General features: G+C 62.4%; 34 protein-coding genes and 1 pseudogene. 16 read left to right on the top strand and 19 right to left on the bottom strand.

The window, feature by feature from the left end:
* Positions 1-90: 90 nt before the first annotated feature.
* Both JG739_RS05870 and JG739_RS05865 read left to right on the top strand, forming a co-directional pair.
* A complete protein-coding gene (locus tag JG739_RS05870) occupies positions 91-1116 on the top strand; it encodes a class I fructose-bisphosphate aldolase (protein WP_202365657.1) in 1026 nt (341 codons plus the stop codon).
* Between the two features lie 136 nt (positions 1117-1252).
* Positions 1253-1984 (top strand): SGNH/GDSL hydrolase family protein, encoded by a 732-nt coding sequence (locus JG739_RS05865; RefSeq protein ID WP_202365656.1) that lies wholly within the window; start codon positions 1253-1255, stop codon positions 1982-1984.
* Between the two features lie 27 nt (positions 1985-2011).
* Here the strand turns inward: JG739_RS05865 and JG739_RS05860 are convergent, their stop codons facing one another.
* Positions 2012-2173 carry a hypothetical protein gene (locus tag JG739_RS05860; protein ID WP_023797063.1) on the bottom strand — a complete coding sequence of 54 codons (162 nt, stop codon included), beginning with the start codon at positions 2171-2173 and terminating at the stop codon, positions 2012-2014.
* Positions 2174-2248: 75 nt separating this feature from the next.
* Positions 2249-3202, bottom strand: a complete 954-nt coding sequence (locus JG739_RS05855) for a ring-cleaving dioxygenase (protein WP_202365655.1) — start codon at positions 3200-3202, stop codon at positions 2249-2251.
* 258 nt (positions 3203-3460) lie between these two features.
* Here JG739_RS05855 and JG739_RS05850 point away from each other — a divergent pair, with 258 nt between their 5' ends.
* The 4 genes from JG739_RS05850 to JG739_RS05835 all read left to right on the top strand — a co-directional run bounded on the left by JG739_RS05850 (position 3461) and on the right by JG739_RS05835 (position 5620).
* Positions 3461-3628 carry a hypothetical protein gene (locus JG739_RS05850; protein WP_202365654.1) on the top strand — a complete coding sequence of 56 codons (168 nt, stop codon included), beginning with the start codon at positions 3461-3463 and terminating at the stop codon, positions 3626-3628.
* Between the two features lie 84 nt (positions 3629-3712).
* Positions 3713-4315, top strand: coding sequence for a DJ-1/PfpI family protein (locus JG739_RS05845; protein WP_202365653.1), 603 nt, complete (start codon positions 3713-3715; stop codon positions 4313-4315).
* A 101-nt stretch (positions 4316-4416) separates the two neighbouring features.
* Positions 4417-4827 (top strand): hypothetical protein, encoded by a 411-nt coding sequence (locus JG739_RS05840; protein WP_202365652.1) that lies wholly within the window; start codon positions 4417-4419, stop codon positions 4825-4827.
* A 73-nt stretch (positions 4828-4900) separates the two neighbouring features.
* Positions 4901-5620, top strand: a complete 720-nt coding sequence (locus tag JG739_RS05835) for a helix-turn-helix transcriptional regulator (RefSeq protein ID WP_202365651.1) — start codon at positions 4901-4903, stop codon at positions 5618-5620.
* 170 nt (positions 5621-5790) lie between these two features.
* On the opposite strand, the gene JG739_RS05830 is transcribed toward JG739_RS05835, so the two are convergent.
* The gene (locus JG739_RS05830) at positions 5791-6483 is read right to left on the bottom strand and encodes a DUF1013 domain-containing protein (protein ID WP_202365650.1); all 693 of its coding nucleotides are present in this window, start codon (positions 6481-6483) and stop codon (positions 5791-5793) included.
* A 209-nt stretch (positions 6484-6692) separates the two neighbouring features.
* Here JG739_RS05830 and JG739_RS05825 point away from each other — a divergent pair, with 209 nt between their 5' ends.
* Both JG739_RS05825 and JG739_RS05820 read left to right on the top strand, forming a co-directional pair.
* On the top strand, positions 6693-7832 hold the full coding sequence (locus JG739_RS05825) for a LuxR family transcriptional regulator (protein WP_202365649.1): 1140 nt from the start codon (positions 6693-6695) through the stop codon (positions 7830-7832).
* Positions 7833-7961: 129 nt separating this feature from the next.
* Entirely contained in the window at positions 7962-8579 is a 618-nt protein-coding gene (locus JG739_RS05820; RefSeq protein WP_202365648.1) for a LysE family transporter, read from the top strand.
* Between the two features lie 273 nt (positions 8580-8852).
* Here the strand turns inward: JG739_RS05820 and JG739_RS05815 are convergent, their stop codons facing one another.
* Positions 8853-8993, bottom strand: a complete 141-nt coding sequence (locus tag JG739_RS05815; protein ID WP_084646712.1) for a DUF1127 domain-containing protein — start codon at positions 8991-8993, stop codon at positions 8853-8855.
* Between the two features lie 132 nt (positions 8994-9125).
* Positions 9126-10139, bottom strand: coding sequence for an NAD(P)H-quinone oxidoreductase (locus JG739_RS05810; RefSeq protein WP_202365647.1), 1014 nt, complete (start codon positions 10137-10139; stop codon positions 9126-9128).
* Positions 10140-10324: 185 nt separating this feature from the next.
* On the opposite strand from JG739_RS05810, the gene JG739_RS05805 reads away from it, so the two are divergent.
* The 3 genes from JG739_RS05805 (at position 10325) to JG739_RS05795 (ending at position 12173) form a co-directional block, all read left to right on the top strand.
* Positions 10325-10519 (top strand): DUF1192 domain-containing protein, encoded by a 195-nt coding sequence (locus JG739_RS05805; RefSeq protein ID WP_202365646.1) that lies wholly within the window; start codon positions 10325-10327, stop codon positions 10517-10519.
* 87 nt (positions 10520-10606) lie between these two features.
* On the top strand, positions 10607-11854 hold the full coding sequence (locus JG739_RS05800; RefSeq protein WP_202367353.1) for an MFS transporter: 1248 nt from the start codon (positions 10607-10609) through the stop codon (positions 11852-11854).
* A gap of 31 nt (positions 11855-11885) precedes the next feature.
* Complete coding sequence (locus JG739_RS05795; RefSeq protein WP_077380481.1) at positions 11886-12173, top strand: ArsR/SmtB family transcription factor; 288 nt, start codon at positions 11886-11888, stop codon at positions 12171-12173.
* On the opposite strand, the gene JG739_RS05790 is transcribed toward JG739_RS05795, so the two are convergent.
* The 5 genes and pseudogenes from JG739_RS05790 to JG739_RS05770 all read right to left on the bottom strand — a co-directional run bounded on the left by JG739_RS05790 (position 12170) and on the right by JG739_RS05770 (position 14800).
* Complete coding sequence (locus tag JG739_RS05790) at positions 12170-12778, bottom strand: glutathione S-transferase family protein (RefSeq protein ID WP_202365645.1); 609 nt, start codon at positions 12776-12778, stop codon at positions 12170-12172. The genes JG739_RS05795 and JG739_RS05790 overlap by 4 nt on opposite strands.
* Before the next feature lie 44 nt (positions 12779-12822).
* The gene (locus tag JG739_RS05785) at positions 12823-13278 is read right to left on the bottom strand and encodes an SRPBCC family protein (protein ID WP_202365644.1); all 456 of its coding nucleotides are present in this window, start codon (positions 13276-13278) and stop codon (positions 12823-12825) included.
* Positions 13279-13288: 10 nt separating this feature from the next.
* Positions 13289-13633 (bottom strand): ArsR/SmtB family transcription factor, encoded by a 345-nt coding sequence (locus JG739_RS05780; RefSeq protein ID WP_202365643.1) that lies wholly within the window; start codon positions 13631-13633, stop codon positions 13289-13291.
* Positions 13634-13727: 94 nt separating this feature from the next.
* Positions 13728-13841 (bottom strand): annotated as a pseudogene (locus JG739_RS05775) (glutathione S-transferase family protein); the annotation flags it as partial.
* 107 nt (positions 13842-13948) lie between these two features.
* Entirely contained in the window at positions 13949-14800 is an 852-nt protein-coding gene (locus JG739_RS05770; RefSeq protein ID WP_202365642.1) for an alpha/beta fold hydrolase, read from the bottom strand.
* A 99-nt stretch (positions 14801-14899) separates the two neighbouring features.
* Between JG739_RS05770 and JG739_RS05765 the strand changes: the two genes are divergently transcribed.
* Complete coding sequence (locus tag JG739_RS05765) at positions 14900-15427, top strand: winged helix-turn-helix transcriptional regulator (protein ID WP_202365641.1); 528 nt, start codon at positions 14900-14902, stop codon at positions 15425-15427.
* A gap of 79 nt (positions 15428-15506) precedes the next feature.
* Complete coding sequence (locus JG739_RS05760; RefSeq protein WP_029348749.1) at positions 15507-15740, top strand: hypothetical protein; 234 nt, start codon at positions 15507-15509, stop codon at positions 15738-15740.
* A 138-nt stretch (positions 15741-15878) separates the two neighbouring features.
* Here the strand turns inward: JG739_RS05760 and JG739_RS05755 are convergent, their stop codons facing one another.
* The 3 genes from JG739_RS05755 to JG739_RS05745 all read right to left on the bottom strand — a co-directional run bounded on the left by JG739_RS05755 (position 15879) and on the right by JG739_RS05745 (position 17614).
* Positions 15879-16280: a hypothetical protein gene (locus JG739_RS05755; protein ID WP_202365640.1), complete on the bottom strand. Its 402-nt coding sequence runs from the start codon at positions 16278-16280 to the stop codon at positions 15879-15881.
* 243 nt (positions 16281-16523) lie between these two features.
* Positions 16524-16706, bottom strand: coding sequence for a 50S ribosomal protein L32 (gene rpmF, locus JG739_RS05750; protein ID WP_006203806.1), 183 nt, complete (start codon positions 16704-16706; stop codon positions 16524-16526).
* A 137-nt stretch (positions 16707-16843) separates the two neighbouring features.
* Entirely contained in the window at positions 16844-17614 is a 771-nt protein-coding gene (locus JG739_RS05745) for a transglycosylase domain-containing protein (protein ID WP_202365639.1), read from the bottom strand.
* 79 nt (positions 17615-17693) lie between these two features.
* On the opposite strand from JG739_RS05745, the gene JG739_RS05740 reads away from it, so the two are divergent.
* Entirely contained in the window at positions 17694-18611 is a 918-nt protein-coding gene (locus JG739_RS05740) for a polyprenyl synthetase family protein (RefSeq protein ID WP_202365638.1), read from the top strand.
* A 25-nt stretch (positions 18612-18636) separates the two neighbouring features.
* Here the strand turns inward: JG739_RS05740 and JG739_RS05735 are convergent, their stop codons facing one another.
* The 5 genes from JG739_RS05735 to JG739_RS05715 form a co-directional block, all read right to left on the bottom strand.
* On the bottom strand, positions 18637-19527 hold the full coding sequence (locus tag JG739_RS05735; protein WP_244749714.1) for a LysR family transcriptional regulator: 891 nt from the start codon (positions 19525-19527) through the stop codon (positions 18637-18639).
* A gap of 294 nt (positions 19528-19821) precedes the next feature.
* On the bottom strand, positions 19822-20562 hold the full coding sequence (locus JG739_RS05730; RefSeq protein ID WP_244749712.1) for a class I SAM-dependent methyltransferase: 741 nt from the start codon (positions 20560-20562) through the stop codon (positions 19822-19824).
* A gap of 90 nt (positions 20563-20652) precedes the next feature.
* Positions 20653-21525, bottom strand: coding sequence for a lytic transglycosylase domain-containing protein (locus JG739_RS05725; RefSeq protein ID WP_202365637.1), 873 nt, complete (start codon positions 21523-21525; stop codon positions 20653-20655).
* 4 nt (positions 21526-21529) lie between these two features.
* The gene (gene ispG, locus JG739_RS05720; protein ID WP_202365636.1) at positions 21530-22783 is read right to left on the bottom strand and encodes a flavodoxin-dependent (E)-4-hydroxy-3-methylbut-2-enyl-diphosphate synthase; all 1254 of its coding nucleotides are present in this window, start codon (positions 22781-22783) and stop codon (positions 21530-21532) included.
* Between the two features lie 375 nt (positions 22784-23158).
* Positions 23159-23344, bottom strand: coding sequence for a YdcH family protein (locus JG739_RS05715; protein ID WP_023797036.1), 186 nt, complete (start codon positions 23342-23344; stop codon positions 23159-23161).
* A 241-nt stretch (positions 23345-23585) separates the two neighbouring features.
* On the opposite strand from JG739_RS05715, the gene JG739_RS05710 reads away from it, so the two are divergent.
* Positions 23586-23789, top strand: coding sequence for a YdcH family protein (locus JG739_RS05710; protein ID WP_077380473.1), 204 nt, complete (start codon positions 23586-23588; stop codon positions 23787-23789).
* A gap of 27 nt (positions 23790-23816) precedes the next feature.
* On the opposite strand, the gene JG739_RS05705 is transcribed toward JG739_RS05710, so the two are convergent.
* Positions 23817-24620, bottom strand: coding sequence for an IclR family transcriptional regulator (locus JG739_RS05705; RefSeq protein ID WP_202365635.1), 804 nt, complete (start codon positions 24618-24620; stop codon positions 23817-23819).
* Positions 24621-24757: 137 nt separating this feature from the next.
* Here JG739_RS05705 and JG739_RS05700 point away from each other — a divergent pair, with 137 nt between their 5' ends.
* Entirely contained in the window at positions 24758-25633 is an 876-nt protein-coding gene (locus tag JG739_RS05700) for a transporter substrate-binding domain-containing protein (RefSeq protein WP_202365634.1), read from the top strand.
* Positions 25634-25696 lie beyond the last annotated feature (63 nt).

Raw genomic sequence — 25696 nt, 5'->3', positions numbered from 1 at the left:
GAATGGTTCGACTTGAACCTGCTTTGCTCTAGTGGTCTGCTAGCCCGGATATTTCACACTGTTGGAACAACCGGTTCAGGAGGATGCACAATGAGCGAACGTCTCGAGGACATTGCCGCTGCTATGGTGGCCGACGGCAAGGGTCTTTTGGCCGCCGACGAGAGTTCCGGCACCATCAAGAAGCGCTTCGACGTCATCGGCGTCGAATCGACCGCCGACAGCCGCCGCGACTATCGCGAGATGATGTTCCGCGCCAAGGAGGCGATGACCAGATACATCTCCGGCGTCATCCTCTACGATGAGACCATCCGCCAGAAGGCCGCCGACGGCACGCCGCTGGTCGACATCATCAAGGCGACCGGCGCCATTCCAGGCATCAAGGTCGATGCCGGCGCCAAGCCTCTGGCCGGGTACCCCGGCGACACCATCACCGAAGGCCTCGACGGCCTGCGCGAACGGCTCGCCGACTATTACAAGCTCGGCGCCCGTTTCGCCAAATGGCGCGCGGTGATCGACATCGACGTCGCCAGGGGCGTGCCCTCCGCCACGTCGATCGGCTCGAACGCCCATGCGCTCGCCCGCTATGCGGCGCTCTGCCAGGAGGCCGGCATCGTGCCGATCGTCGAGCCGGAGGTGCTGATGGACGGCGCCCACGACATCGGCACCTGCTACGAGATCAGCAAGGCAACGCTGACGAAACTCTACACCGAGCTCTACGCCGCCCGCGTCGTCCTTGAAGGCACCATTCTGAAGCCGAACATGGTTCTCGCCGGCAAGAAGTCGGGCAAGACCAGCAGCCCCGAAGAGGTCGCCGAAAAGACCATAAAACTGTTCCGCGAGACGGTGCCGGCAGCGATTGGCGGCATCGCCTTTCTCTCGGGTGGGCAATCGGACGAGGAGGCGACCGCCAACCTCAACGCCATCAACGCCATCGGCCCGCATCCATGGAAGCTGACCTTCTCCTATGGCCGCGCCTTGCAGGCGGCGCCACAGAAGGCCTGGGGCGGCAAGGTGGCCAACGTCGCCGCTGCCCAGGCCGCTTTCGCCCACCGCGCCCACATGAACCATCTGGCAGCGCTCGGCAAATGGCAGCCGGAACTGGAACAGGCCGCCTGACCGGTTTTTTTCTAGCTTCCTCCGAAACCCGGGCCATGTGCCCGGGTTCCATCCGCTCCAAAATGCTCCAAAAAAGCAGCGCCGGTGTCGGCTTGCGTTGAGCCCGAACGTCGTTTGCCCCCATTAACGGTTTGCGATGCAGCGTATTCTTGCCCTCCTCACCTGGCTCGCCTTTCCGGTCTATGTCTGGCAGGGGCTGGGCGTGCGCCGCCGCACCAGCCGCATGCTGCCGGCGCAAGGTCCGGTCATGCACGAGATTTCGGGTCAGGTGCCGGCGATCTCGCTGCTGATGCTTGGCGATTCTTCCGCCGCCTCGGTCGGCATCGGCAATTCCGAATACGGGCTGGCCGCGCAACTGGCCGAGCTGATCTCAAAACGCACCGGCCGCGCGGTGCGCTGGCGGGCAGCCGGCTTCAACTCGGCGACCTCAGGCCAGATCCGCGATCATGTGCTGCCCAATCTGTCGGCCGATCCGTGGACGCATATCGTGCTCGCCATCGGCACCAACGACACCAAGAACTTTCACTCGGTGCCACGCTTCAAGAGCGATTTTGGTGGCCTGCTCTACGCGCTGCGCGCCAAATGGCCGCAGGCGCGCGTGGTGTGGTCGCCGGTGCTGGAATTCACCCGCGCACCGGCAATGCCGCCGCTGCTCGGAAAGATCCTGGAGATCCGCGCCGCCGAGATGAACCGGATGGGCGAGCGCCTTTGCCTCGAACGCGGCGCTGTGCCGGCGCCGCGCCTGCCGATCACCGATGCCGAAGCCGGTTTTGCCTCCGACGGATTTCATGCCTCGGAAGCCGGCTACCGGGCCTGGGCGGAACATCTGGTCGATTTGGTGCTGGCCAACGAACCACGCCTCGCGTAGCGGGCCGCCAGCGCTACGTCCCCAGCCCTAAGTCCAGTGGCCCAGCGCCGCTGTTATCGAAATTGCCGCCATCGCCAGCACCGCCAGCTTCCAGAAATCGCTGCGCCGCTTCAGCCCCGGCCAGCCGAGCGGCTTGATCAGCTGAATGACCATCATGGCGACGATAACGAGCGCAAGAAGTTTCGACATGCCGCTTTTGATCAGCGTTGCGGTCGGCTGTCAAAGCGCTCCGCTGGCACCAGATCGCCATAACGCTGAGAGATATTATGCCAGCGGCTTGAGGCCGGCCTCGATCGCGGCCCGTTTCGGTTCGAGGAACGGTGGCAAGGCCAGGCTTTCGCCCAGCGTTTCCAGCGGCTCGTCGGCCGTGAACCCTGGGCCGTCGGTGGCAATCTCGAACAATATGCCGTTCGGCTCCCGGAAATAGAGCGAGCGGAAGTAGTATCGTTCGACCTCACCGCTTGACGGCAGGCGGAACTCGGCCAGCCGCGCCGTCCATTGATGTAAAATCTTCTGGTCCGGCGCCCTGAATGCGACGTGGTGGACCGCACCGGCGCCCTGCCGTGCCGGCGCAAGGCCCGGCTGCACAGCGACATGGAGCTCCGCCGCCGGGCCGCCTTCTCCCATCTCGAAGACGTGAACCTGGCCCTGACCATCCGGCGAGGCATAGTCCCGCGCCTTGCGCATGTTCATCACCCTGGTCAGCACGATTTCAGTGTTGGTGATGTCGGGAACGCTGATGACGATAGGCCCGAGCCCGCGTATCTGGTGCTCGATGGGGATCGGGCTTTGAGCCCAGGGATGACTGTCGCCCTTGCCGCCATCGCTGACGAGACGCAGGCGCTGGCCTTCCGGGTCTTCGAAGTCCAGCGACGGGTAGCCGCCGATATCGCCGATCTCTCCCGTCGCGACGGTCTCGCCGGACAGGTGCTGCTTCCACCAGGCAAGGCTTTCAGGGCTGGCGACCCTCAGGCTGGTCCGCACAATGCTGTTGGTGCCGCGCCGTTCGCGTCCGACCGGCCAATCGAAGAAGGTAAGATCGGTGCCAGGCGTCGCCTCGGCGTCGGCATAGAAAAGGTGATAGGCCGACGTGTCGTCCTGATTGACCGTCTTCTTGACCAGCCGCATCCCCAAAATGCCGGTGTAGAAATGAAGGTTTCCCGGCGCATTCGCGGTGATTGCGGTCAGATGGTGAATTCCTGTCAGTTGCAGGCTCATTGTCATCTCCCTGATCTCTGGAAAATTCTTCTCCTTCAATATCAGAACCCCGGCCCTATCGCTGCTGCGTATTCCGACGCTCCGTCGTTGGGCAGATGAAAGACTTGACCCCGGCGACGAAAAACCCTGCTTCTCTCGGGCAGACGGATCGGAACCGGCAAAACCTGGCACGCTCGCTAAAGACCGCTCAGCCTCCTGACAGACTGCTGTCAGGAGGGGTGTGCGATAGTGTCTGCATCGAAAGAGAGGAGACCAGCTATGAACAGTTTTACCATTCTGCGTAGCGTGCAGCACTATGTCGGCAAGATCCGGACGATGCGCAACGAGATCCGCACCCGGCGTTTCTTGAACGAGTTGCCGCAGAGCATCCGCAAGGACATCGGTTGGCCGGACAATTACGAAGGCCGCCACGGCCGCGGCCATTGAGGCGATTTTTCGCGGCAGCGGTTGGATGCGGACGCTACGGCGCCCAGATAAACAGGTCCGGCGGACCGAAAGACGGAGCAGGAAATGTCCGAACAGAAAACCATCGGCTTTCTTTTCATCGATCGCTTCGCCGACTGGGAATACGGGCTGCTGGCGGCTTCGGCGGTCGAATGGTTCGGCGCACGCGCGGTGTCGCTGGCGCCGAACGGCAAGCCGGTGACTTCGGCCAGCGGATTTATGCTGACGCCCGACCACTCCACCGCGGTTGATGAAAACACCGATCTTGACGCCGTCGCGGTCATCGGCTCCGACCAGTGGGTCGATGCCCCACCTGACGTCTCCGCACTGCTGACAGCGATTGCGACGCGCGGCGGCGTGGTCGGCGGCATCTGCGCGGGCACGCTGGCACTGGCGCGTGCCGGCCTGTTCGGCAACGCCAAACACACCAGCAATGGTCGTGACTGGATCAACGAAAAGGAACCGGGCTATCCGGGCGCCCAGAACTATCAGGACGTGCCCTATGCCGTCGCCGACGGTCGCATCGTGTCCGCGCCGGGTTCGGCTCCCGGCACCTTCGCTCTTGCCTATTTGAAGACGCTCTATCCCCAGAGAAGCAGCGACCTCGCTGAGATGCGCACACTGTTCGCCAAGGAGTATACCGAAGGAGAGTTTGCTGAAACCTCCTGACAGTATGGTGTCAGGAGCGGCGTGCAATAATTCGAAAGTATCAGGAGACAGACATGGCCTTCATCCCTGCAAAACGTTCGGGCTCTTCGTCTAGGTGACGCATGGTAAAGAGCTGGAACGACAGGCTGAACACGCCGGGCATCAACGGCATCAAGCCGACGCCGCGGACTGTTGGCGACGTCGTCGAGGGCCAGCCGATGCTGGTGCCGACGGCTCGGCAGGTTGATGATTTCATTCGCTGCATTCCAGAGGGCGTGGCCATGGATGTCCGCGCATTGCGCATCGCGCTCGCCATTGAGCACGGCGCCGAAGTGACATGTCCGGTCACCATCGGCTATCATCTGCGCACTGTCGCCGAGGCCGCCAACGAGGATCTGGAACGCGGCATGACGCTGAGCGACATCGCGCCGTTCTGGCGGGTGCTGGATGCAAAGACGCCGACAACACGGAAGTTGTCCTTCGGCGCGGCATTCGTCGCCGCGCAGCGCAAGCGCGAAGGGCTTGAGCCATGATGCATGTCGCCCCGAAAGTTGGAATCGGTTTTGGGCCAACGACAGGCTAAAAACAACATCGAGGGACCATACGATGCGCCGCGCCGACAGGCTCTTCCAGATCGTGCAGCATCTGCGCGGTGGCCGTCTGGTCACCGCCCAGAAGCTGGGCACGTGGCTCGAGGTTTCCGAGCGAACCATCTACCGCGACATCGCCGACCTGCAGTCGACGGGCGTGCCGATCGACGGCGAGGCCGGCGTCGGCTACATGATGAGGGAGGGTTTCGACCTTCCGCCGCTGATGTTCACGCGTGACGAGATCGTCGCGCTGGTCGCCGGCGCCCGCATGGTGCGTGCGTTTGGCGGCGCTGCGATGGCGCGGGCCGCCGACGAGGCGCTGATAAAGATCGGCGCCGTGCTGCCCGATGCCGAAAAGGACCGCATCGCCCGCACCGAGATCCACACGCCGATGTGGGTGGTGAGCGACGCCGCCCGCGAAGCAATCGACCTGATCGAGCGCGCGGTGGAAAAACGCCAGGTGCTGACCATCGACTACTCAGACGAAGCAGGCCGCAGCACCGCGCGCGACATCAGACCATTGGGTCTGTGGTTCTGGGGCAAGGTGTGGACGCTGGTCGCCTGGTGCGAGATGCGCGACGACTTTCGCGCTTTCCGCATCGACCGCATCGCTTCAGTGGTCATAGCAGGCCGCATCTTCAAGCCGGAGCGCGGCAAGCAACTCGCCGATTTTTACCGCGCGGTGGAGCGCAGCGAGGACTACGGCATGGCGCCGGACCGCGCCGCGCGAACCTAGGCATGGCGCTTTTCCTTCTCCCCTTGTGGGAGAAGGTGGCCGCGAAGCGGCCGGATGAGGGGTGTTCCAGGGAACGCCGACGCTTCATTTCTTCCAACACCCCTCTTCCGTCTCGGCGCTGCGCGCCGATCCACCTTCTCCCACAAGAGGAGAAGGAAGAGGCGCCTCACCTACTCCTCGTCCTTGTCCTCGTCCTTCGACTTCAGCGCCGAGAGCTTGGCGAAGACGGCGTTGGCGTCGAGTTCGGCATCCTCGTCCTTTGGCTTCTCCGGCGCCGGCACGAGGCGCTCGGTCAAAGCCGCCGGCAGCAGCGTGTCGCCGGCCGGCTGTGCCTGCTCGCGGCCACGCGAGGCGCGATTGACTTCCATGTCGAGGTCGATCTGCGAGGTGAGGCCCAGCGTCACCGGATCCATCGGCTGCAGATTGGCGGAGTTCCAGTGCTTCCTGTCACGGATCTGGTCGATCGTCGACTTGGTGGTGCCGACGAGGCGCGCGATCTGCGCGTCCTTCAACTCGGGATGGTTGCGCACCAGCCACAGGATGGCGTTGGGTCGGTCCTGGCGCTTCGACAGCGGCGTGTAGCGCGGACCCTTGCGCTTGGATTCCGGCACCCGCACCTTGGGGTCGGACAGTTTTAGCCGATGGTTCGGATCCTTCTCGGCGCGTGCGATCTCGTCGCGGCTCAGCTGGCCGGTCATGATCGGGTCCATACCCTTGATGCCTTGCGCCGATTCGCCGTCGGCGATCGCCTTGACCTCGAGCGGATGCAGCCCGCAGAACTGCGCGATCTGCTCGAAGGACAGCGCGGTGTTGTCGACCAGCCAGACGGCGGTCGCCTTGGGCATCAGCAGCGTATTGGCCATTGCGAAAAATCCTTCTCGTTCGCCCGCGTTCCCGCGCGGGCGGTGGTTTAGAGCCACCAAAATGGGAAAATCGCGGTTTATATAACCGCTCCGCTGCCGTTCCGCAACGTTTTTGGAAGGTTCCGTCGCCGACACTCGTCAACCATGCAACTTGCGCGAGAGCCTTGGTGCGTTTAGCCTCGTGACATCAGCAGGATCAAGGGCGGCCAATGGCTGACGTCACCATCGAAGCGGTATCCGCTGTTGTCGGCCAGATCTACGAAGCTGCCTATGATCAGGAACGATGGCCCGACGCGGTGACCGGTCTGCGCGACCTGTTCGGCGGCTCGCGCTCCTGCATTGTGCGCCTCAGTCCGGAAACGTTCGATGCGGTTGCATCCGACCTGGACCCGGAATTCACTTCGCAAAAGGGCATCGAGGCTCTTCTGCGCGATCCCCTGGCTGCGGCGGCAGCCGCCATACCTGTCGGCGCGGTCACTCACTGGCCAATGGGCCTCGACGTGGCGGCGTTCCGCCGCCGCGAACTCTGGCAGGACTGGCTGAGGCCGCGCGACATGTACCACGGACTCGCCTGCAACCTGCTCTCTTCCAGCAGCGCAAACTGGCTGCTTAGTATAGATCGCGGTTCAAAGCAGGGGGCATTCGATAACGCCGATATCGACCTTTTGCAGAAGATCGTGCCGCATATGCTGCGCGCCGGGCAGATCGGTCGACAGATGGAGAGCACCTCGGCGCTGGCATCGGCCTTCTCGCACCTGCCGTTCGGTGTGTTTCTGGTAAACGGACATCAGCATATCGCGCAGATGAACGAAGCCGCCGAGGCAATGCTGGCGCGATCCGACAGCCCGATGAAGCTGAATGGCGGCGCAATCGTCGCCTCCAATCCCAAGGACACACAGGCGCTTCAGCGGCTGGTCGAGGACGCCTGTTGTTTGCGGGACGGCACGATGCCCGGAGCCGGAGGAACGTTGATGGTGCCGTCGGATCACAAGCGCTCTGACCTGACCCGACTAGTGCTGTCGGTCGCTCCATTCGTCGATGCCCGCGCCTATGGACTGGCGTCGGAACGTTACGCGGTGATCATGGTCACCGAGGTCGCCCGACGCATTCCCGATGGCTTCGAACAGCATGTGCGCAGCCTGTTCGACTTGACGTCGGCCGAAGCCCGGCTCGCAACCGGTTTGGCATCCGGGAGGACTCTGAAAGAAGCCGCGGCGAGCTCGAACATAACCGTGAAGACCTGCCGCACTTATCTGGAACGGATTTTTTCCAAGACCAGCACCCGTCAGCAGAGCGAATTGGTCGCGCTGCTCAAGAGCACGGAACCGCTGAGCGGCCGCGGCCGCTAGTCCGGCAACAAAACGCCCTGATGCCGGCATTTGCCGACTGTTGGAGAGGACGCGTTTCATCCACATTTCGCTTCGGTAGCGGCGACGACCTGCTTTGGGAGAGCAAGCCGCGCCGATGTGGGCTGATCGATGTTGGAAACCGGGCACGCTGTCGCGGTGGGGTTGTTTCCGTTCGCCATTTCCTATGCGCTTGTGGCAATGCTCCCGGGCGCCAATTTTGCTGTCGTCGCGCAGGCCGGGCTAACCGCTTCGCGTGCCACAGCACTTTCGGCTGCCGCCGGCAGTGCCCTGGGTGCGAGTTCGCTGGCGATGGTCGCCGCGACGGGCGCCGCAGCGCTGCCGCCGGAGGGCATTGCGCACCAGACTGCCGCCAGCCTTTATGGCGCAATGCTGGTCTTCATCGGCTGGAATTCGATGCGGCGGGCGCTGTCCATCTCGATCGGCGCTGACGAGCCGAAGCCGCTTCCAATCGTCCGGTACTTCCGGCTGGGGTTTGTCACGGCGGCGGCAAATCCGGCCACCGCGCTGTTTTTCGCAACCTCGACGCTGAATTTAAATGCTCGCGGGGGGACTCACCTCTCCGTGGTCGCACTGGTGTTTGCCATTGCGATCGCCTGGTTTGGTCTTCTCGGTCTTTCCATTTCCCAACCGGCCACACGACGATTCTACAGTCGTTTCCGAAAGCCTGCGGACATCGTGCTGGGAGGAGCCCTGGTGGCGCTCGGCTTTGCCGCACTTGGCTATTGAGAAAGATACACCGGCGCGGCGCTCCACTTCGAGGGCGTGGAGCCTTTCGCAGTCAGCATCCTGCGGGCGCCATTTCGCGGCAGCCGATCATAGCAGCGCCGCTGTAGCCTCAGACGCCAAAGGACAAAACCCGCCGGACAGGGTCCAGCGGGCTCGGAACCGGCGACGGGAAACCCGTCTGCTGCGGCTCTGGCTTCCAAAACGTGATCTCGGACGCAAGCACCACGTCGCGAAAAAGCGGCTTGATGCTTTTGGGCGATATCACGCTCGAGATCAAAGCGTCTTGCGGGCGATCCTCTCGATGTCAGCACGGTTGATGCCGAGGTCGTTGAGCTCGCGGGCGTTCAGGCGGTTCAGTTCGCGCACGGTTTCATTGTACATGCGCCAGTTACGGAAAGCACGGATCGGGTTCATGGTAGTCCTCCATCGTTTCGATGCCGCTCAAATAGGCACCGTTGATGAAAAGTTGAACAGACGCTTTTGCATGGCGGCAATGCGTTTGTTGCATTGCACAATTAAGCTTTCGTTCAGCTTGCTTGCCGACCGTCAGCCGACATCGAGCACGATCTTGCCGATGTGGTCGCCGTCCTCCATCCGCTCATGCGCCCGCCACGCTTCCTTGAGCGGAAAGATCATGTCCATGACCGGTGCTACCTTGCGGGTGCCGAGCAGCGGCCACACCTGCGCCTCCAGTGCTGCGGCGATCGCCGCCTTGAATTCGACGCTGCGCGGCCGCAGCATCGAGCCGGTGTGGGTGAGCCGCTTGGCCATCATCTTCCTGAAATCGGCGCTAGCCACCGCCCCGCCCTGCGTGGCGATCTGGACGATGCGGCCCTCCACCGCCGCGGCCTCGTAGTTTCGCGCCACATAGTCGCCGCCGACCATGTCGAGGATGACGTTTGCGCCGCGGCCAGCGGTCGCCTCCTTGACCGCCGCGACGAAATCCTCCTCGCGGTAGTTGATCGCCCGGTCGGCGCCGAGGTTCAGACAGGCGTCGCACTTCTCCCGGCTGCCGGCGGTGGTAATGACATAGGCGCCGAAGGCCGAGGCGAGCTGGATCGCCGTGGTGCCGATCCCGGACGAGCCGCCATGCACGAGCAGCGTCTCGCCGCTCTTTAGGGCGCCGCGCTCGAAGACATTATGCCAGACGGTGAAGTAGTTTTCCGGTACCGCCGCCGCTTCGGTATGGGTAAACCCGGCGGGCAGCGGCAGCACGCTGCCGGCATGGACCTTGACGTACTCGGCATAGCCGCCGCCGGGCGTCAGCGCGCAGACCCGGTCGCCGACGCGCCAGCGCGATATCTCGTCGCCAAGAGCTGCAACTTCGCCCGACGCTTCGAGGCCCGGCAGGTCCGACGCACCAGGCGGCGGCGGGTAGACGCCCTTGCGTTGCTGCACATCCGGCCGGTTGATGCCGGCGGCGCGCACCCGGATCAGGATTTCGCCGGGACCGGGCACGGGCACGTCGCGCGTTTCCGGTTTCAGCACCCGCGGTCCGCCGGGTTCCGAGATCGCGATGGCCGTCATCTTCGCCGGAATCTTGTCCTGTCCGCTCGCCATGATTTTTCCCGTCTCGCTTCGCCAGTTTCTTGCCAGCTGCCGGTTTTCTTGCCGACTGTTTGCATCCATGCCCCTGCCCTATGTATGCTGATTGCCAAATCAGGCAAATGGCCACTGCAGCGCCGGGCGTTCGATTGGACGCGCAAGGCAGCAATTTAATTTTTGCGCATGAGCGAGGAGCGACGATGGCGATCTTCGACGACGAACCCAAAAAGAAAGCGCGCCCGCATGAGATCGGGCAGGATCTGTCGCTGCTTTCGGTCGATGAACTGTCCGAGCGGATCGGCATCTTGCGCGACGAGATCGCCCGGCTCGAAGCCGAGCTCAAGACCAAGAGCACCACCAAATCAGCGGCCGAGGCGCTGTTTCGCCGCGAATAGTTTCCAGAGCCGAATCGCCCGCCGCCAAAAAGCTCGAATGCGGCTGTCTTCAGATCCTCCCTAGATTCCAGCCGGATCAGCTAAATGATGTTTGCAAGCTACCGACCGATCCTCTCGCTGCTTCGCGGCACCGCTTTCCTGCTGGCGGCGACCGGGCTGCACGGGCTGCTGTTGCCGCTGCGCGGCCAGTTGGAAGGTTTCTCGACCGCGTCGCTCGGCCTGATGGGCACCGCCTGGGCCGGCGGCTTCGTCACCGGCTGCTTCTTTGCGCCGCGCCTCGTGCGCCGCGCCGGTCACGTACGCGCTTTCGGCGCCTTTGCAGCATCGGGAGCCATCGTCGCACTGCTCACCGGGCTCATCATCGACGAATATGTCTGGATCCTGCTGCGCGCCTTCACCGGTTTCACCATGGCCGGCGCCTTCATGGTCATCGAAAGCTGGCTGAACGAGAAGTCCACCAACGAGAACCGCGGCGCCGTCTTCGGGCTTTATATGATGGTCACCTATGCCTCGATCATGGGCGGCCAGATGATCGTTGCCGGCGGTGACGTGAAGTCGGCCTCGCTGTTCATGATCACCGGTATCCTGTTCTGCCTGTCACTTATTCCGACCGCAGTGTCGACGGCTTCGCATCCCAAGCCGCTGCAGGACGTTTCGCTCGACGTCAAGGGGCTTTATGTCAATTCGCCGGTGTCGGCGATCGCTTGCGTTTTGATCGGTGTCGCCAACGGCGCCTGGGGCACGCTTGGCGCCGTCTATGGCGCCCGCATCGGCATTTCCACGGCCGAGATCGCGCTGATGATGAGCCTGGTGGTCGTCGCCGGCGCGGCCATGCAGCTTCCGGCCGGGCGTCTCTCCGACAAGACCGACCGCCGCTTTGTGCTGGCGGGCCTGGCCTTCGGCGCGGCGCTGTTCGCCCTCGCGCTGTTCCTGTTCGAGCCGCGCTCCGGCGTCTTCGTCATCGTCTGCACCGCCGCCTACGGCGCCTTTGCCTACACGCTTTATTCGATCGCCGTGGCCCATGCCAACGACCACGCCCGGGCGGAGGATTTCGTCAAAGTGTCCGGCGGCCTGTTACTGCTCTATGGTTTCGGCACGATGATCGGGCCGCTGCTGGCCGCCGGCCTGATGGGCTGGATGCGTCCGGAAAGCCTGTTCCTTGCAACGGCGCTCGCGCATCTTTGCCTGGCAGGCTATACGCTGCTGCGCATCAGCCGGCGCGCACCGGTGCCAATCGAAGATCGCGACGCCTTCAAGACGCAACCGGCCGAGCGCTCGATCACCCCGGAAGCCTTGCGGCTCGATCCGCGCAGAAAGCCTGAAACCAACGGTTGAGATTTGGAAAGCTTTGCCTCACAAATAAGGCATGATGTTTTCCGACGCCTTCATGGCGATTGCCGATCCCAACCGGCGCCATCTCTTGGAAGAGCTTCGGCGCGGCCCGAAGACCGTCAACGAACTGGCCGCCGGGTTGCCGGTCTCGCGACCGGCGGTTTCGCAGCATCTGAAAGTGCTGCTCGACGCCGGGCTGGTCAACGCCAAGCCGGAAGGGACAAGGCGCGTCTATACGGTCAGCAGTGCCGGCTTCCTGAAGCTCAATATCTGGCTCGACCAGTTCTGGGAGGCCGAGCAGCTTGGCTCGCCCGGAAGCTAAGCGTTCCAGCTAGGACGTTTCTGAACGCAGTCGAGCCAATGATGGACATTGACGAGCGCGTCCGGAATGTCGGCTCCGAAGAAGGCGCCAAGCCACGCTGCGACGGCGGCGGTGATGTCGGCGACGGAGTACTGGTCGCCGGCGATAAACGGGCGGCCATCGGCGATCTCGCGGTCAAGCCACGCCCACTTTGCCGGAACGGCTTCGCGCTGGGTTTCGGCGAAAGCCGGGAACTGCACAAGCCGCTCCGCAAACATGGGATCGGAATGCAGGGCAATGCTGCCGATGGTTCCGAAGATCTCGATCTCGGCGCGGCGGTTCCACATCTCGACCTTGCCTTGGCTGACTGCGTCCGAGCCGAACAATGCCGGTGTCGGATGAACCGCCTCCAGATAGCGGCAGATGGCGATGCTTTCGGTGATCACCGTGCCGTCATCGAGCACGAGCACGGGAATCTGGCCGAGTGAGTTGAGCTCAAGGAATTGCGGCGCCTTGTGCTCGCCTTTCGTCAGGTCGACTTCAACCTGCGGAACGTCGATGCCTTTCTCAGCCATGAAGATGCGGACGCGATAAGAATTCGGACCAATGCCGCAGTAGAGTTTCATACTATCCTCCCGATTCTGCTGGTCTTTGGCTCAGGCTGCGCTGCTCACGCGCATTCCAGCCGCAGGTTGTCGAGCATCTGGCTCCAGCCAGCCTGGTGGTTTTCGGGCTGATCATGGCCGTCAAGAAACGCGCCTTGCTCGGTCATCACCAGCCGGCAGCCGGTGCCTTCTGGACTGAATTCAACTGTCAGCAGGCCGACAAACAATCGCTGGCCGCCGCTGGTCATGCCACCAGCCGAGACGATGCGCTGGTCGCGCACGATGTCGAGATAGCGCGTCTCGTTCACATAACTCTCACCACCCTTGGGTCCGAAACGGCTGAGCGCAATGCCGCCCACCTGGAACTCGAAGCAGTCAATGCTGCTTTCCCACCCCTCGCCGGGCGAGCCCCAGCGCCGCAATGCGGCGGGATCGGACCAGGCGGCGAACACCCGCGCCGGCGAAGCGTCGTAGCTGCGTTCGAGCACTATGGTCGAATGGACGACGGAACGTTCGCTCATTTTGGCCTCCTCAGTTTGCTTCGGTTTCGTCCTTGGTTTCCGCAAGAAAACCGCCGAGCCGGTCGAGCCGCTGTTCCCAACTCAGGCGCCGTTCGTTGATCCAGTATTCGGCGGTCCTCAACGCCTTCGGCTCGATCTGGCAGGTGCGCACCCGGCCGAGCTTTTCGGTGCGGACGAGACCGCTCGCCTCGAGCACGTTCAGGTGCTGGACGACCGCCGACAGCGACATGGCCAGCGGCTCGGCCAACTGGCTGACCGAGGCGGGACCGCGCGACAGCCGCTCCACCATGCGCCGCCGCGCCGGGTCGGCGAGCGCCTGGAACATCAGGTCGAGCTGGGCGGTGTCATGCAGCATCGGGCTTAACCGTTGTAGGGGAAAAGTTTTGAATCGAGCCGCGCTTCCTTGATCACACGGGCGAGAGACGGCCGCAGCAGCAGCCGGTCGTGGTAGCGCGCGATTGTTCATTGCCGACAGATGTGAACGGCGCTCCATTTTCATAGAGCGCGATCAGCGGCTTCCAGCAGAAGGAGGCCAGCGGATGGAGATGCATCGTCAAGGACATTGTTTTGCTCGTTCCCTTGGTGGTTCGCCGCTGCATGGTTTACGGAGCTAAACACTGAAGCGGTTACTTAACTATTGCCGATGGTGTGTCAAGGTCCGGCTCCGCGCTTACCTGGTTTGGCTATGGGCGACGATGGCATCAACGATCGCTGCCCAATCGTCGGGATGCAGTTCGTGGCCGCCGCCTTCAATGCGGACAAGCCTCGCGCCGGCAACCGCTTCGGCCAAGGCGGCGCCATGCTCGAGGGGAAAGATCGGATCCGCGGTGCCGTGGATGACGAGGAGCGGAATCCTCAAGTCCTGCAGGCGACCCTTCCGATCCTCGCTGCCCCGATCTTCACCGGTCTTGAGCATGAAATGATTGGTCGCGCTTAGAAAACCGCCGGACCGGTCGTAGTCCTGTTCGACGAACGCCCTCGTTCGCTTCTCGTCGAATGGATGCGCGCTGCCGGCGATCGCGTGCGCGTCCTTGACGATGTAGTCGACCACCTGGGCTTGGTCCGACCAGTCGACATCAGCGCCTTCGGCCGAATGCTTCATATAGGCTTCGCTCGTCCCTGGAAGATGCGACGTGTCGATCCCTACAGAAGAAGTGCTGATCGCCGTAAGCGAGACGACCCGCGATGGATATTTCAACGCCACATGCTGCGCGATCATGCCGCCCATCGACATGCCGACGACATGCGCTTTCGCGACGCCATGACCGTCGAGAACGCGGATGGCGTCGTCCACCATGTCGTCGAAAGTGTAAGGCGGTTCGCCCGGCGCATATTTGGTCGAACGGCCGGTATCGCGATTGTCATAGCGGATCACGAACAGGCCGTTGCCGGCCAGTTTCCGGCAGAACGCCTCGGGCCACCAAAGCATCGAAGCCATCGCGCCCATGATCAGCAGCATCGGCGGATGCGCGGGATCGCCAAACGTCTGCGACACGATTTCCGGTTCCGCTGCCTTGGTCATGGTCGCTGTCTCCTCTCTGCAAAACCGATTGCATTTCGCAATCAGTTGTACGATAATAAAACTGATATAGTAATGCAACCGGTTTCTGCGGAGAATCGCATGAGCATCGATCATCGGTCTGGGTGCCCGATCAACCTGTCGCTTGAAGTGTTCGGCGACCGGTGGAGCCTGATCATCCTCCGCGACATGATTTTCGGCGGCAAACGCCACTTTCGCGACCTGCTCAATGGGTCATTGGAACGCATCGCTTCCAACATCCTTGCCGATCGGCTGAAGCGGCTGATGGAACTCGGCATGCTGACCAGGGCCGACGATCCTACCCACAAGCAGAAGGCGATCTACAGCCTGACCGAAATGGCGATAACGCTGGTGCCGATCCTGGCGCATCTCGGCGCCTGGGGTCGCGTCTGGCTGCCGGTCAGCGAGGAGCTCTCGATCCGCGCCGAACTTCTGGAAAAGGGCGGCCCGCCGATGTGGGAAAAGTTCATGGACGAACTGCGCCACGAACATCTGGGCACGCCTTCCGACACGCCGCCGGATGCCACCGTACGTGCGACGTTGCAGGCCGGATACGAGGCGGTTGTCGCCCGAAAGGCGCTGGGCGCCGGGTGCGATGCCGGCGCCTGACCAACTTATTTCCCCCATCGCAGGTCGGCTCTGCTATTAAAGCTATTGAAAACTATAAATTTCGGGATTGGAAAAGCCCTTGGTTGAGAACTCTAAGGATACTGCCCGCGCGCGGGCCGATTTGCGTTTCAAGAAGCAGGAAGAGGCCGCCACGGTTCGTCAGAAGGCGATGGCGGAATATGTCGCCGAGAGCGATGCCCGACAGATAAAGACCAACAAACTGAGGGCGCTTCGCCTTGCCAAGGAAGCGGAAGACCTCGCCAATGCGCCTGCTGCTCCGGTGAAGAAGCCGGCGCGCGCCAAGAAAAAATAGCGGTCCGGCGTGTCGGGAGGGCCTGTCCTGCCTGTCGTCGGCAGGTGCTGACAACGAGGCGGCTGCTTCACCGCCTATTGTGCATGTCATTATCGCAAAACGCTGCGCACCCTCGGTTCAAGCCTGAGGGCGGCTGCATCAGCCCATGTTTATGTCGCGGGTGGCCGCTCGCATCGAAACCGAGAAGCCGGCCAGGACGTCGACCAGTGCGATAACCATCAGCGTGAAGAAGACCGAGTGCGCCGCGCCCTTCACCAGCAGGAACTCGACCAGGAACGCCACGAAGACGAAGGTCGACAATAGGTGGTCCATTATCGAGGCGCTCGACGTGCGTGTCGATTTCACGATTTCGACGAAGAAGAGGAGCAGCCCGATCAGCACGATCAGATCGCCGAGCGTCATCGAGAACACTCCGCCCGACATCATGCGGATCGAGAACATTTGGCTTGCCCAGGGATCGTCGCCGCCGCCGAATATTCCCAGAAGCCCAAGATTATAGAGGACGAAGGGCACGATCAGCAGCGGGATTGCACCGAACATCAGAAGGCTCCGGTTGGACAGCCTTCTCTAGTATGCGCTCGGCGTTCGCCGTCAAGAATTTTCGTACGCGACCGCGAACACGGACTAAGACCGTGCGAAATAACAGCACCAGCCGGTACGGCTGCATCCGGTACGGCTGCTGGCATGTTTCAAAACAATTCGGTGGGCGATCATCTGCGCAAAACGCAGAAAGACCGGCGCGATGGCCGGTCCTTCGATAGTCACAAACCGTCGAAAGCGTTCTCAGCTTTCCTTTGGCTCCAGAACCTGGCGACCGCGATACATGCCGGTCTTCAGGTCGATATGGTGCGGACGGCGCATCTCGCCGGAATTCTTGTCCTCGACATAGGTCGGGGCCTTCAGCGCATCGGCCGAGCGGCGCATGCCGCGCTTCGACGGGGAAGTTTTTCGTTTCGGTACGGCCATGGATATGCTCCACTACATGGTCAAAATGCCCCGGCTGCCCTCGTGAAAGGGCCGCGTCGGGGCCGGAATCTGAGAAAGTCGGGTGCCTATACACGCCCTGCGCCGTTTTGGCCAGCGCCGCCGCGAATTTTTTTAAGCTATCGCAGACAGCCGACATAGGCGCCGGACCGACCCGCGCGCCGCTCGATCAGCGAGGCCAGCCGTCTCAGCCCCGGCCCGGGTTTGGCCGGGTTGCGCGTGAATGGGTTCGGCAAGGTGACGGCAAGCAGCGCCGCCTGGCGACGCGACAATCGTTTTGCCGAAACCCCGAAATGGTGCTGGGCGGCGGCCTCGATGCCATAGATGCCCGGCCCCCATTCGGCGATATTGAGATAGATTTCCATGATGCGCCGTTTCGACATCACCATGTCGACATAGACGGCGAGCGGCAGCTCGACGACTTTCCGGACCGAGCCCAGCGGCCGCGACCACAGATAGAGGTTCTTGACGCTCTGCATGGTGATGGTCGAGGCGCCACGCGTCATCTCGCCGGCCAGCGCATCGTCGACGACGCCCCTCAACTCGCCGAGGTCGATGCCGCGATGGAAACAGAACTGCCCGTCCTCCGACATGATGACCGAATGCGCCAGCGCCGGCGCCACATCGTCGATCGAGACCCAGCGCCGGTCATAGCCGGAAAACGTCGCCAGATCCTTCAGCATCAGTGTCGATACCGGATGCACGAACGGCGGCAGGTACAGAAAGGTCAACACCAGCGGCATCAGCGCCAGCACCACGGCGAAGCTGACGCCGCGCCGAACCCAGTGCCGGGGCCAACGTTTGAGACCGATGCGGTTGCCGCGTTTCGGCCTCGCCATATCAAGCCCTTCGGTTTCGTGATCGACGATCGGTTCCGCCAAGCCCCTCAATCCATGCTGCTCCCTGCCCCCGGCATAATGGCGCATGGCTTCTTGCGCAACGTCTGAGTGTCGGCTACCCGTCTCCGGCATGGCGAAAGACGATCAAATTCCGTTCGAGGCAGCGCTTCTCGCACGCACAGGGCCGATCGAGGCGCTGCTCAGGCGGCTGCTCGACGACCGCCCGCTTTCAAGCGAGATCGCGCGGCCGCAGCGCCTGATGGAGGCGATGCGCCACGGCGTGCTGAACGGCGGCAAGCGCCTGCGCCCCTTCCTGGTCATGGAAAGCGCCGCGCTGTTTTCCGCCGACGGCGAGGCGGCGCTGCGCGTGGCGGCGGCGCTCGAATGCGTGCATTGCTATTCGCTGATCCATGACGATCTGCCGGCCATGGACGACGACGATCTGCGCCGTGGCCAGCCGACTGTGCACAAGGCCTTCGACGAGGCGACCGCCATCCTCGCCGGCGACGCCCTGCTGGCGCTCGCCTTCGACATCATTGCCGACGAAGCGACAATGCTGCCGGCCGAACGGCGGGCGGCGCTGGTGCTGGCACTGGCCCGCGCCGCCGGAGCCGGCGGCATGGTCGGCGGCCAGATGCTCGATCTCGAAGCCGAGCGTATCCGGCCGGAGGAAGCCGGCATCATCCGGCTTCAGGCGATGAAGACCGGCGCGTTGATCCGCTTCGCCTGCGAGGCCGGCGCAATTCTTGCCGGCGCGCCGGCGGCCGACCGTGAAAGACTGGCGGAATTCGGCTCGGCGATCGGGCTTGCCTTTCAACTTGCCGACGACCTGCTCGATCTGACCGCGGATGCGCGCCAGATGGGCAAGGCGACCGGCAAGGATGCAGCCGCCGGCAAGGCGACGCTGGTGGCGCTGCACGGCGCCAACTGGGCGCGGGATCAGCTTCAAGGCCTCGTCGACCAGGCCCACGCCTTGCTTTGTCCCTATGGCGAAGACGCCGTGCTTCTGAAGCAGGCAGCGGAATTCGTGGCGGCCCGCAACAGCTGACGCTGTTCCAAGCTGTACTCCCGTCCTATGGCGCGCCGTGTAGCCAAGGAGGGTTGGCGAACTGTTCGGCCAGGAAATCCACGAACACGCGCACGCGCGGCGACAGAATTCGGCCGGGCGGATAGACAGCGCAGATTGGCGCTCCGTCAGGATGATTGTATCCGGTGAGCAGCGCGGTCAGTCTGCCTGCCTTGATATCCGGCCCGACCAATATTTCCGACATGCGGATGATGCCTATACCGGCGAGCGCAAGCCGGCGTAGCGCTTCGGTGCTGTTGGCCTCTATCGGGCTGCGGATACGCATGCTCTGCAGACCGTCCGGGCCATCGAACTCCCAGATATTGAGACCGCCGCGTGCTGTGACGCCAAGACAGATATGAGCTTGAAGGTCGTCTGGCGTTGTCGGCATGCCATGTCTTTCGAGATATCGAGGTGATGCGCAAATGACACGGCGATTGGGCGCCAGCCGCCGCACCACCAGCCTGGAATCGCTGTGTGCGGCAACGCGCACGGCGACGTCGGTTGCCTCAGCAAGCAGGTCGACAATCGCATCTGTGAACATCAGCTCGAGCTCGATAGCCGGGTGGCGATCGATGAAGGCCGGCAACATTGGCACGATCAAGCGATGTCCGAAGGCGCTTGGAAGACTGACGCGCAGCCGGCCACGCGGTTCTGCTCCGGGTTGAACCGCGATTTCAGCCTCTTTGATGTCGTTCAGGATGCGGCGTGCACTATCGGCATAGGTGCTGCCTTCCGCCGTCAGGCTGATGCGTCGCGTCGAGCGCTGCAGCAAGCGTACGCCAAGGCGGGACTCAAGCCGACCGATGATTTTGCTGACCGCCGAAGGTGTCATCCGCAGCCGGCGTGCCGCTGCCGAGAAGTCGCCTTCCTCGACAACCGCCAGGAACACAGCCATCGTCTCTTGCCGGTCGATGATATCTATTCCAATTCGTCACAGATGAACGGAAACTATCACCGATTATCGGCAGATGCGAACCATAATATGTTTTCCTCTTCAGCATGCAAAATGCTGGAGAGGAGGTGCCATGGGATCGGAACACGTAAACCTGCGAGATGCTCACGAGCTGCATCGGTGGGCACGTCGTGAGCGCAGCGCCGCAATTGGGCGGTGGTGTCTTTGGCTTATCCGTGCGCTCGATCGGTCACGTCAAGGAATGGGAAAACGCGCAAGGCGAAGCAATTGTCCGGGCTAGCGCAGCCGGCCGATCGGAATGATTTCTGGCGATGTTGGAGCGTGTGGCTCGCCACGCCAGTTGCCGAGCCATTCTTCGACGGCCAGCCCGGTCTGGTCCAGCATCTGCGCAAGGCTTTCCTTTGCCGGGAAGGCGATTTTCGATTCGGCGCTGAGCACCCGCCCGCTTACGGAGATTTCATAGTGGGTGGAGTAGGTGACGACACCGGTAGCGGATCGCGGCGGAAATCGTTCCACGCTCTTACCCCACCCAATCCGGGATGACTCAGGTCCCGTTCGGATTTTTCCGGCGTCCACTCTAGCTAGCCATTCCTCGGTCGCTGGATTTCGCGTGTCGAAGATGAAGCGCCCATCGGGCGCCAGATGAGCCGCGATCGTGGCAAGCACCGCCTCTCGATCTTCCGGCGTCAGAAACACCTGGAAGGCGTGCCCGGTCAACATCACCAGATCGAAGCGTCGTCCAAGCCGGACGTTGCGCGCATCGGCCCCGACCCAGTCGACCCTCTGCCCGCCGGCTCTGCGGCGCGCGATATCGAGCATCGCCGGCGCGGGATCGACGCCGGTCACGCTGCGCCGATCGGCGAGCGCGGCGGCCAACTGTCCGGTGCCGCAGCCAAGATCGAGAACCGAGCCGGCGTCCCTGGCGAAGCCGACGCAATAATCGAAATCCACGCCGCCTTCATTCTCGATATCGTAGAACTGGACGAGATCGGGATCGCTGTAGAGACGGTCGGTCATGGTAAGCCGTAGCTGAAGCGGTGGACCAGCAGAATTCGTGGAATAAAAGCGCAACTTTGATGGTTTGTCGGAAAAATCAGTCGGCACCCATCACCGGTTCCGCACCACAATGCATGCACCGCCGACGCTTTGCAGTTTCCGGCAGATGGTGTCGGCCTTGGCTTTGGAGTCGGCGCCGATCCGGACTGCATAAATGCCGCGCCTGCCGATCGGCGTGCGCACCCGGCTGACGACCGGATCATGTCCCCCAAGCAAGGCCGGAAACCGGCGCTTCACACCATTCCATTGATTGAGTGCGGCGGCGCGGCGAAAATTGCCGGCCACCTGCACGCCCCACGGCTTGACGTTGATCGACGCCATGGCCACGGTTTGGGACTTGATGACCGGCAGCCTGCGGCAGGAGACCGCGAAGCTCGCTTTCTTGTCGAGCGGCTGGATGCTGCCGGCATAGGCAGTGTCGGTGAACCTGTCGGCCGGCTCGCCCATGATGTCCAGAACGTAGTTTTCGGTCTCCATCGGCAGGAAGCCGCCGGAACTCAGCCAGCGCGATACCCGGCTTTCGCCGGCATTGTAGGCGGCGGCGGCCAGGCCCAGATTGCCAAAGCCGGTTCTCATCTCGGCGAGATATTTTGCCGAGGCCGGAATCGCCTGCTCGATGTCGAAGGAATTGGCGAGACCGCGTAGCTTGGCGGTGCCCGGCATGAACTGGGCTATGCCTTCGGCGCCGACCGGACTGACCGCATTGGGATCGAAGCGGCTTTCCTTCCAGATGAGCCGGGCAAAGAAATCCTTGGGCAGTCCGTTTTGATCGGCATGCGCCTCGATCAGATTGCAAACACGGTCGAGCAGCCGCTGCTTGGCGGGGCGCGGCGGATCGGCGTGGACGGCTGTCGCCCAGCCCAGCCCACCAAGCAAAACCAATCCAGCAAGCAAAATCGGCGTCGCCCAAGGGAAGCGCCGCATCGACCTACTCCGCCGCAGCCTTGCCAGGTTGCCCAAACCGCTGCTCGATATAGTCGGCGACCATTTTCTCGAAGTCGGCGGCGATCGAAGGCCCGCGCAGCGTCGCGGCCTTCCTGCCGTCGACGAATACCGGCGCCGTCGGCGTCTCGCCGGTGCCGGGCAGCGAAATGCCGATATCGGCATGTTTGGATTCACCCGGACCGTTGACGATGCAGCCCATCACCGCGACTTTGAGGTTTTCGACGCCGGGGTATTTTTCACGCCACACCGGCATGTTCTTGCGCAGATCCGCCTGGATGTTCTGCGCGAGTTCCTGGAACACGGTAGAGGTGGTGCGGCCGCAGCCGGGGCAGGCGGCGACGATCGGCACGAACTGCCGGAACCCCATGGTCTGCAGGAGTTCCTGCGACACTTGCACCTCGCGGGTGCGGTCACCGTTCGGCTCCGGCGTCAGCGAGATGCGGATCGTGTCGCCGATGCCTTGCTGGAGCAGAATGCCCATCGCCGCCGACGAGGCGACGATGCCTTTCGAACCCATGCCGGCCTCGGTGAGGCCGAGATGCAGCGCGTGGTTGGAGCGGGTGGCAAGCTCGGTGTAGACCGCGATCAGATCCTGCACGCCGCTGACCTTGGCCGACAGGATGATCTTCTCGCGGCCAAGGCCGATCTCCTCGGCCATTTCGGCCGAAAGGATCGCCGACTGCACGATCGCCTCGCGCGTTACCTCCTGCGCGGTTAGCGGAAAGCCCTGGCGCTGGTTGTCGTCCATCAGCCTGGTCAAAAGCTCCTGGTCGAGCGACCCCCAGTTGACGCCGATGCGCACCGGCTTGTCGTACCGGATCGCCATCTCGACGATCGCCGCGAACTGCCGGTCCTTCTTGTCCTTGAAGCCGACATTGCCGGGATTGATGCGGTATTTGGCCAGCGCCTCGGCGCAAGCCGGGTGGTCGGCGAGCAGCTTGTGGCCGATATAGTGGAAATCGCCGACCAGCGGCACATTGATACCGAGCCGTTCGAGCCGCTCGCGGATGGCGGGCACGGCGGCGGCACTCTCGTCGCGGTCGACGGTGATGCGCACGATCTCGGAGCCGGCGCGGTGCAGTGCCGCAACTTGAGCGACTGTCTGGTCGACATCGGCGGTGTCGGTGTTGGTCATCGACTGAACGACGACAGGGGCGCCGCCGCCGACCATCACGCCGCCGACGTCGACACCGACAGACTTGCGGCGCGGGAAGGGTGAAGAAAAATATCCGGTCATGGCCGGCTGCCCTTTGTTAGCGCCGAATTCCGGGATTGGTTTCCGGAAACAATCTGCGCAAAAAATCAAAATACAGCGTCCATTGCGCGTCCGAAAAGAGGCGCGGCGCTATAGAAGGTCCCGGCATGAGGTGGAGGAGCAAACATGGCTTGTCAATGGCGACGGGCAGGCAAACCTGTCAAATCGAACCGCCGGACAAATAAGGAACCGCCCCGGCGGCATTGATTGCCGCCGGAGAAGATGGTCGCGCAAAGCGCGCACTGTCCCCGCATAACCCCGAAACCGAAAGAATTTTCGGAAAGGGCATGCGCCAACATCAGAAGCACGACAGCGCCCTTTGCGCGTCCAAAAGACGCGCAGCGCCGCAGATGAGCGTCAGTGCGTGGTGGGTTTCGGCTTCGCCTTCAGTTTCTCAATCTCGTCCTTGAGCGCCAGCTTGCGCCGCTTGAGATTCACGATTTCGAGGTCGTCGACCGATGGATGGTTCATCGCATCATCGATTTCGCGTTCGATGTCGCCGTGTTTCCGCTGCAGCTCATCAAGATGGGATGCAAGAGACATGATTGGTTCTCCCTTTCATGGTTTTCCTCGATTGCAGCCGTCAAGGCGCGTCCCACCGCAATTTCGCTTCTGTGACGGCATAATGACAGTGTGCCACTATCGGGCATCGATGTCGAATGCTGCGTGGTAGCATTCCACGACAATACGAAATGTGGTATTGGCTGCGCGCCGGTGCGAGATACCTCCGGCCTCGCCCAATCAGGCCCATTTTTGGGCGCCGCAGACGTGCAGACGGTAGATAATGTCCGAACAGGAACAGGCTGATATCCGCCTAGAATATTCTCGGCTGAAGCAGGAGCACGCCGATTTCGACGCGGCCATCAACGCGATGATCGCCATGAACTGCGACCCTCTGCAGATCCAGCGCATGAAGAAGAAAAAGCTTTTCCTGAAAGACCGGCTGATGGCGCTGGAAGACCGGATCATCCCCGACATCATCGCGTGAGCGAAACCCAGTCGCGGCAAATCCTGTTCATCCCGTGATCGAAAGCCTCGCGGCGCGTTCGCGCAGCAGGGCGATGAGATCGCCGGTCTTCTCCTCGGAAGTGTCGATGGGAACCACCAGGCATATCGTCGCCCCGACCTTGCCGGCAGCTGAAAAGACCGGCGCGGCAAGGCACTTCGTATAGGCGTCGACAAGACCGGCGGTCACACAGTAGCCGGCAGCCTCGGCTGTAGCGATATCTTCTATGAAGTCGTCCAGCAACAATCTGCGGCCGTCCGGCAGGACGAGATCGTCTTCGGACACCATGTCTTCGATCACGGCCCGTTCGAAACCGGCGAGAAGCAGGCGCCCGGATGCGGTCCAGGGAAGCGGAATCTGCAGACCGGTGGCCGAACTGATCCGGAACGGCCTGGTGCCCGGACTGGCATGGACAATCGTGTAGCGGCCGTTTTGCAGCATGCACAATTCGGAGGTCTCGCCCGTCTCGCGCGAAAGAGTGTCGACTTCCTGACGCCCTCGCCTGAGCAGGTCGTTGCCGCGCACATAGTCCATTCCGTAGAGATAAAGCTTCTTCCCGAAATAGACCCGGTTACCGTCGCCGGCCATTTCCAGCAGGCCCGCATCCACGAGCGAGCGCACCAGCGTGTAGATCGTCGAGCGCGGCGCATTCACGCCCTTGGCGAGATCGCCAATCCCGATCGCTCGCTGGTTCGCGTGAAGAAACTCCAGGATATGGAGCACCCGGTTGAGACCCTTTTCGCGGGAGCCCGCAATCCTGTCTTCGTCCGGACCGTCGTCCGCCCGAACTGCCAAGGCATTGCCATCTTGCATTGCTGATTCCTGATGTTAGTATCTGTCTTGTACAGGATACATGTGTCTTTTGTAAGATACAATCCGGCAGATTACTGATGCCAGCTTACGGATGCATGTATCGGCAAAGGGGAACACAACACGAAAAGGAGGTCGCCGTGAACGACACATCCAAAAGACGTGATTTTCTGAAACTGGCCGGGCTTGCAACGGCCGGAGTGGTGGGCGCAGCCGCAACAGTTGATGTTCAGAAGGCGGCGGCGCAAGCGGCGCCGGACAGCCTGCTGCGCACCGTTCTCGATCGCGGCAAGGTGATCGTCGGCACCGGCAGCACCAACGCGCCCTGGCACTTCGAAAACGATGCCGGCGAACTGGTCGGCATGGACATCACCATGGGGCGCATTCTTGCCAAGGGACTTTTCGACGATACGACCAAGGTCGAGTTCGTCATGCAGGATCCGGCCCAGCGCATTCCGAACGTGACCACCAACAAGGTCGACATTTCGATCCAGTTCATGACCATGACCGCCCAGCGCTCGCAGCTGATCCACTTCTCCCGGCCCTATTACGTCGAAGGCATCGCCTTGCTGACCCTTCCGAACGCCGAAAACAAAACCTTCGACAAGCTGCTTGCCGGCGGTTCGGCGACGCGGGTTTCCATCCTGCAGAATGTCGATGCCGAGGCGAATGTGCACGTCGTCCTGCCGGAGGCGCAGGTGATGCAGATAGACACGCAGGCCAACGTGCTGCAGGCATTGGAATCGAAGCGCGTCGATGCCGCCGCCGTCGATCTGTCGACGGTTCGCTGGCTCGCCTCGCGCAATCCGGACAAATATTTCGATGCCGGCAAGAGCTGGTTCTCGATGCTTTACGGCGCCGCACTTCGGCAAGGCGACCTCGACTGGCTGACTTTCGTCAACACGACCTTCACCACCGCCATGTTCGGCCATGAGACGGCGCTCTACGACGCTGCATTCAAGGACTATTTTGGACAGGAGCCGCCGGCGCGCCATCCCGGCTTCCCGGTCATCTGATGCAGGCCGGCGGAAGGGCTTGCGCCCTTCCGCCGGCTTATCGTCGACAGCCCTTGATAATGA

The sequence above is a fragment of the Mesorhizobium sp. L-2-11 genome, assembly GCF_016756595.1.
Classification (GTDB): Bacteria; Pseudomonadota; Alphaproteobacteria; order Rhizobiales; family Rhizobiaceae; genus Mesorhizobium.
Note: the sequence above shows the minus strand (reverse complement) of the source record. Positions and strands in the feature narration are given on the sequence as shown.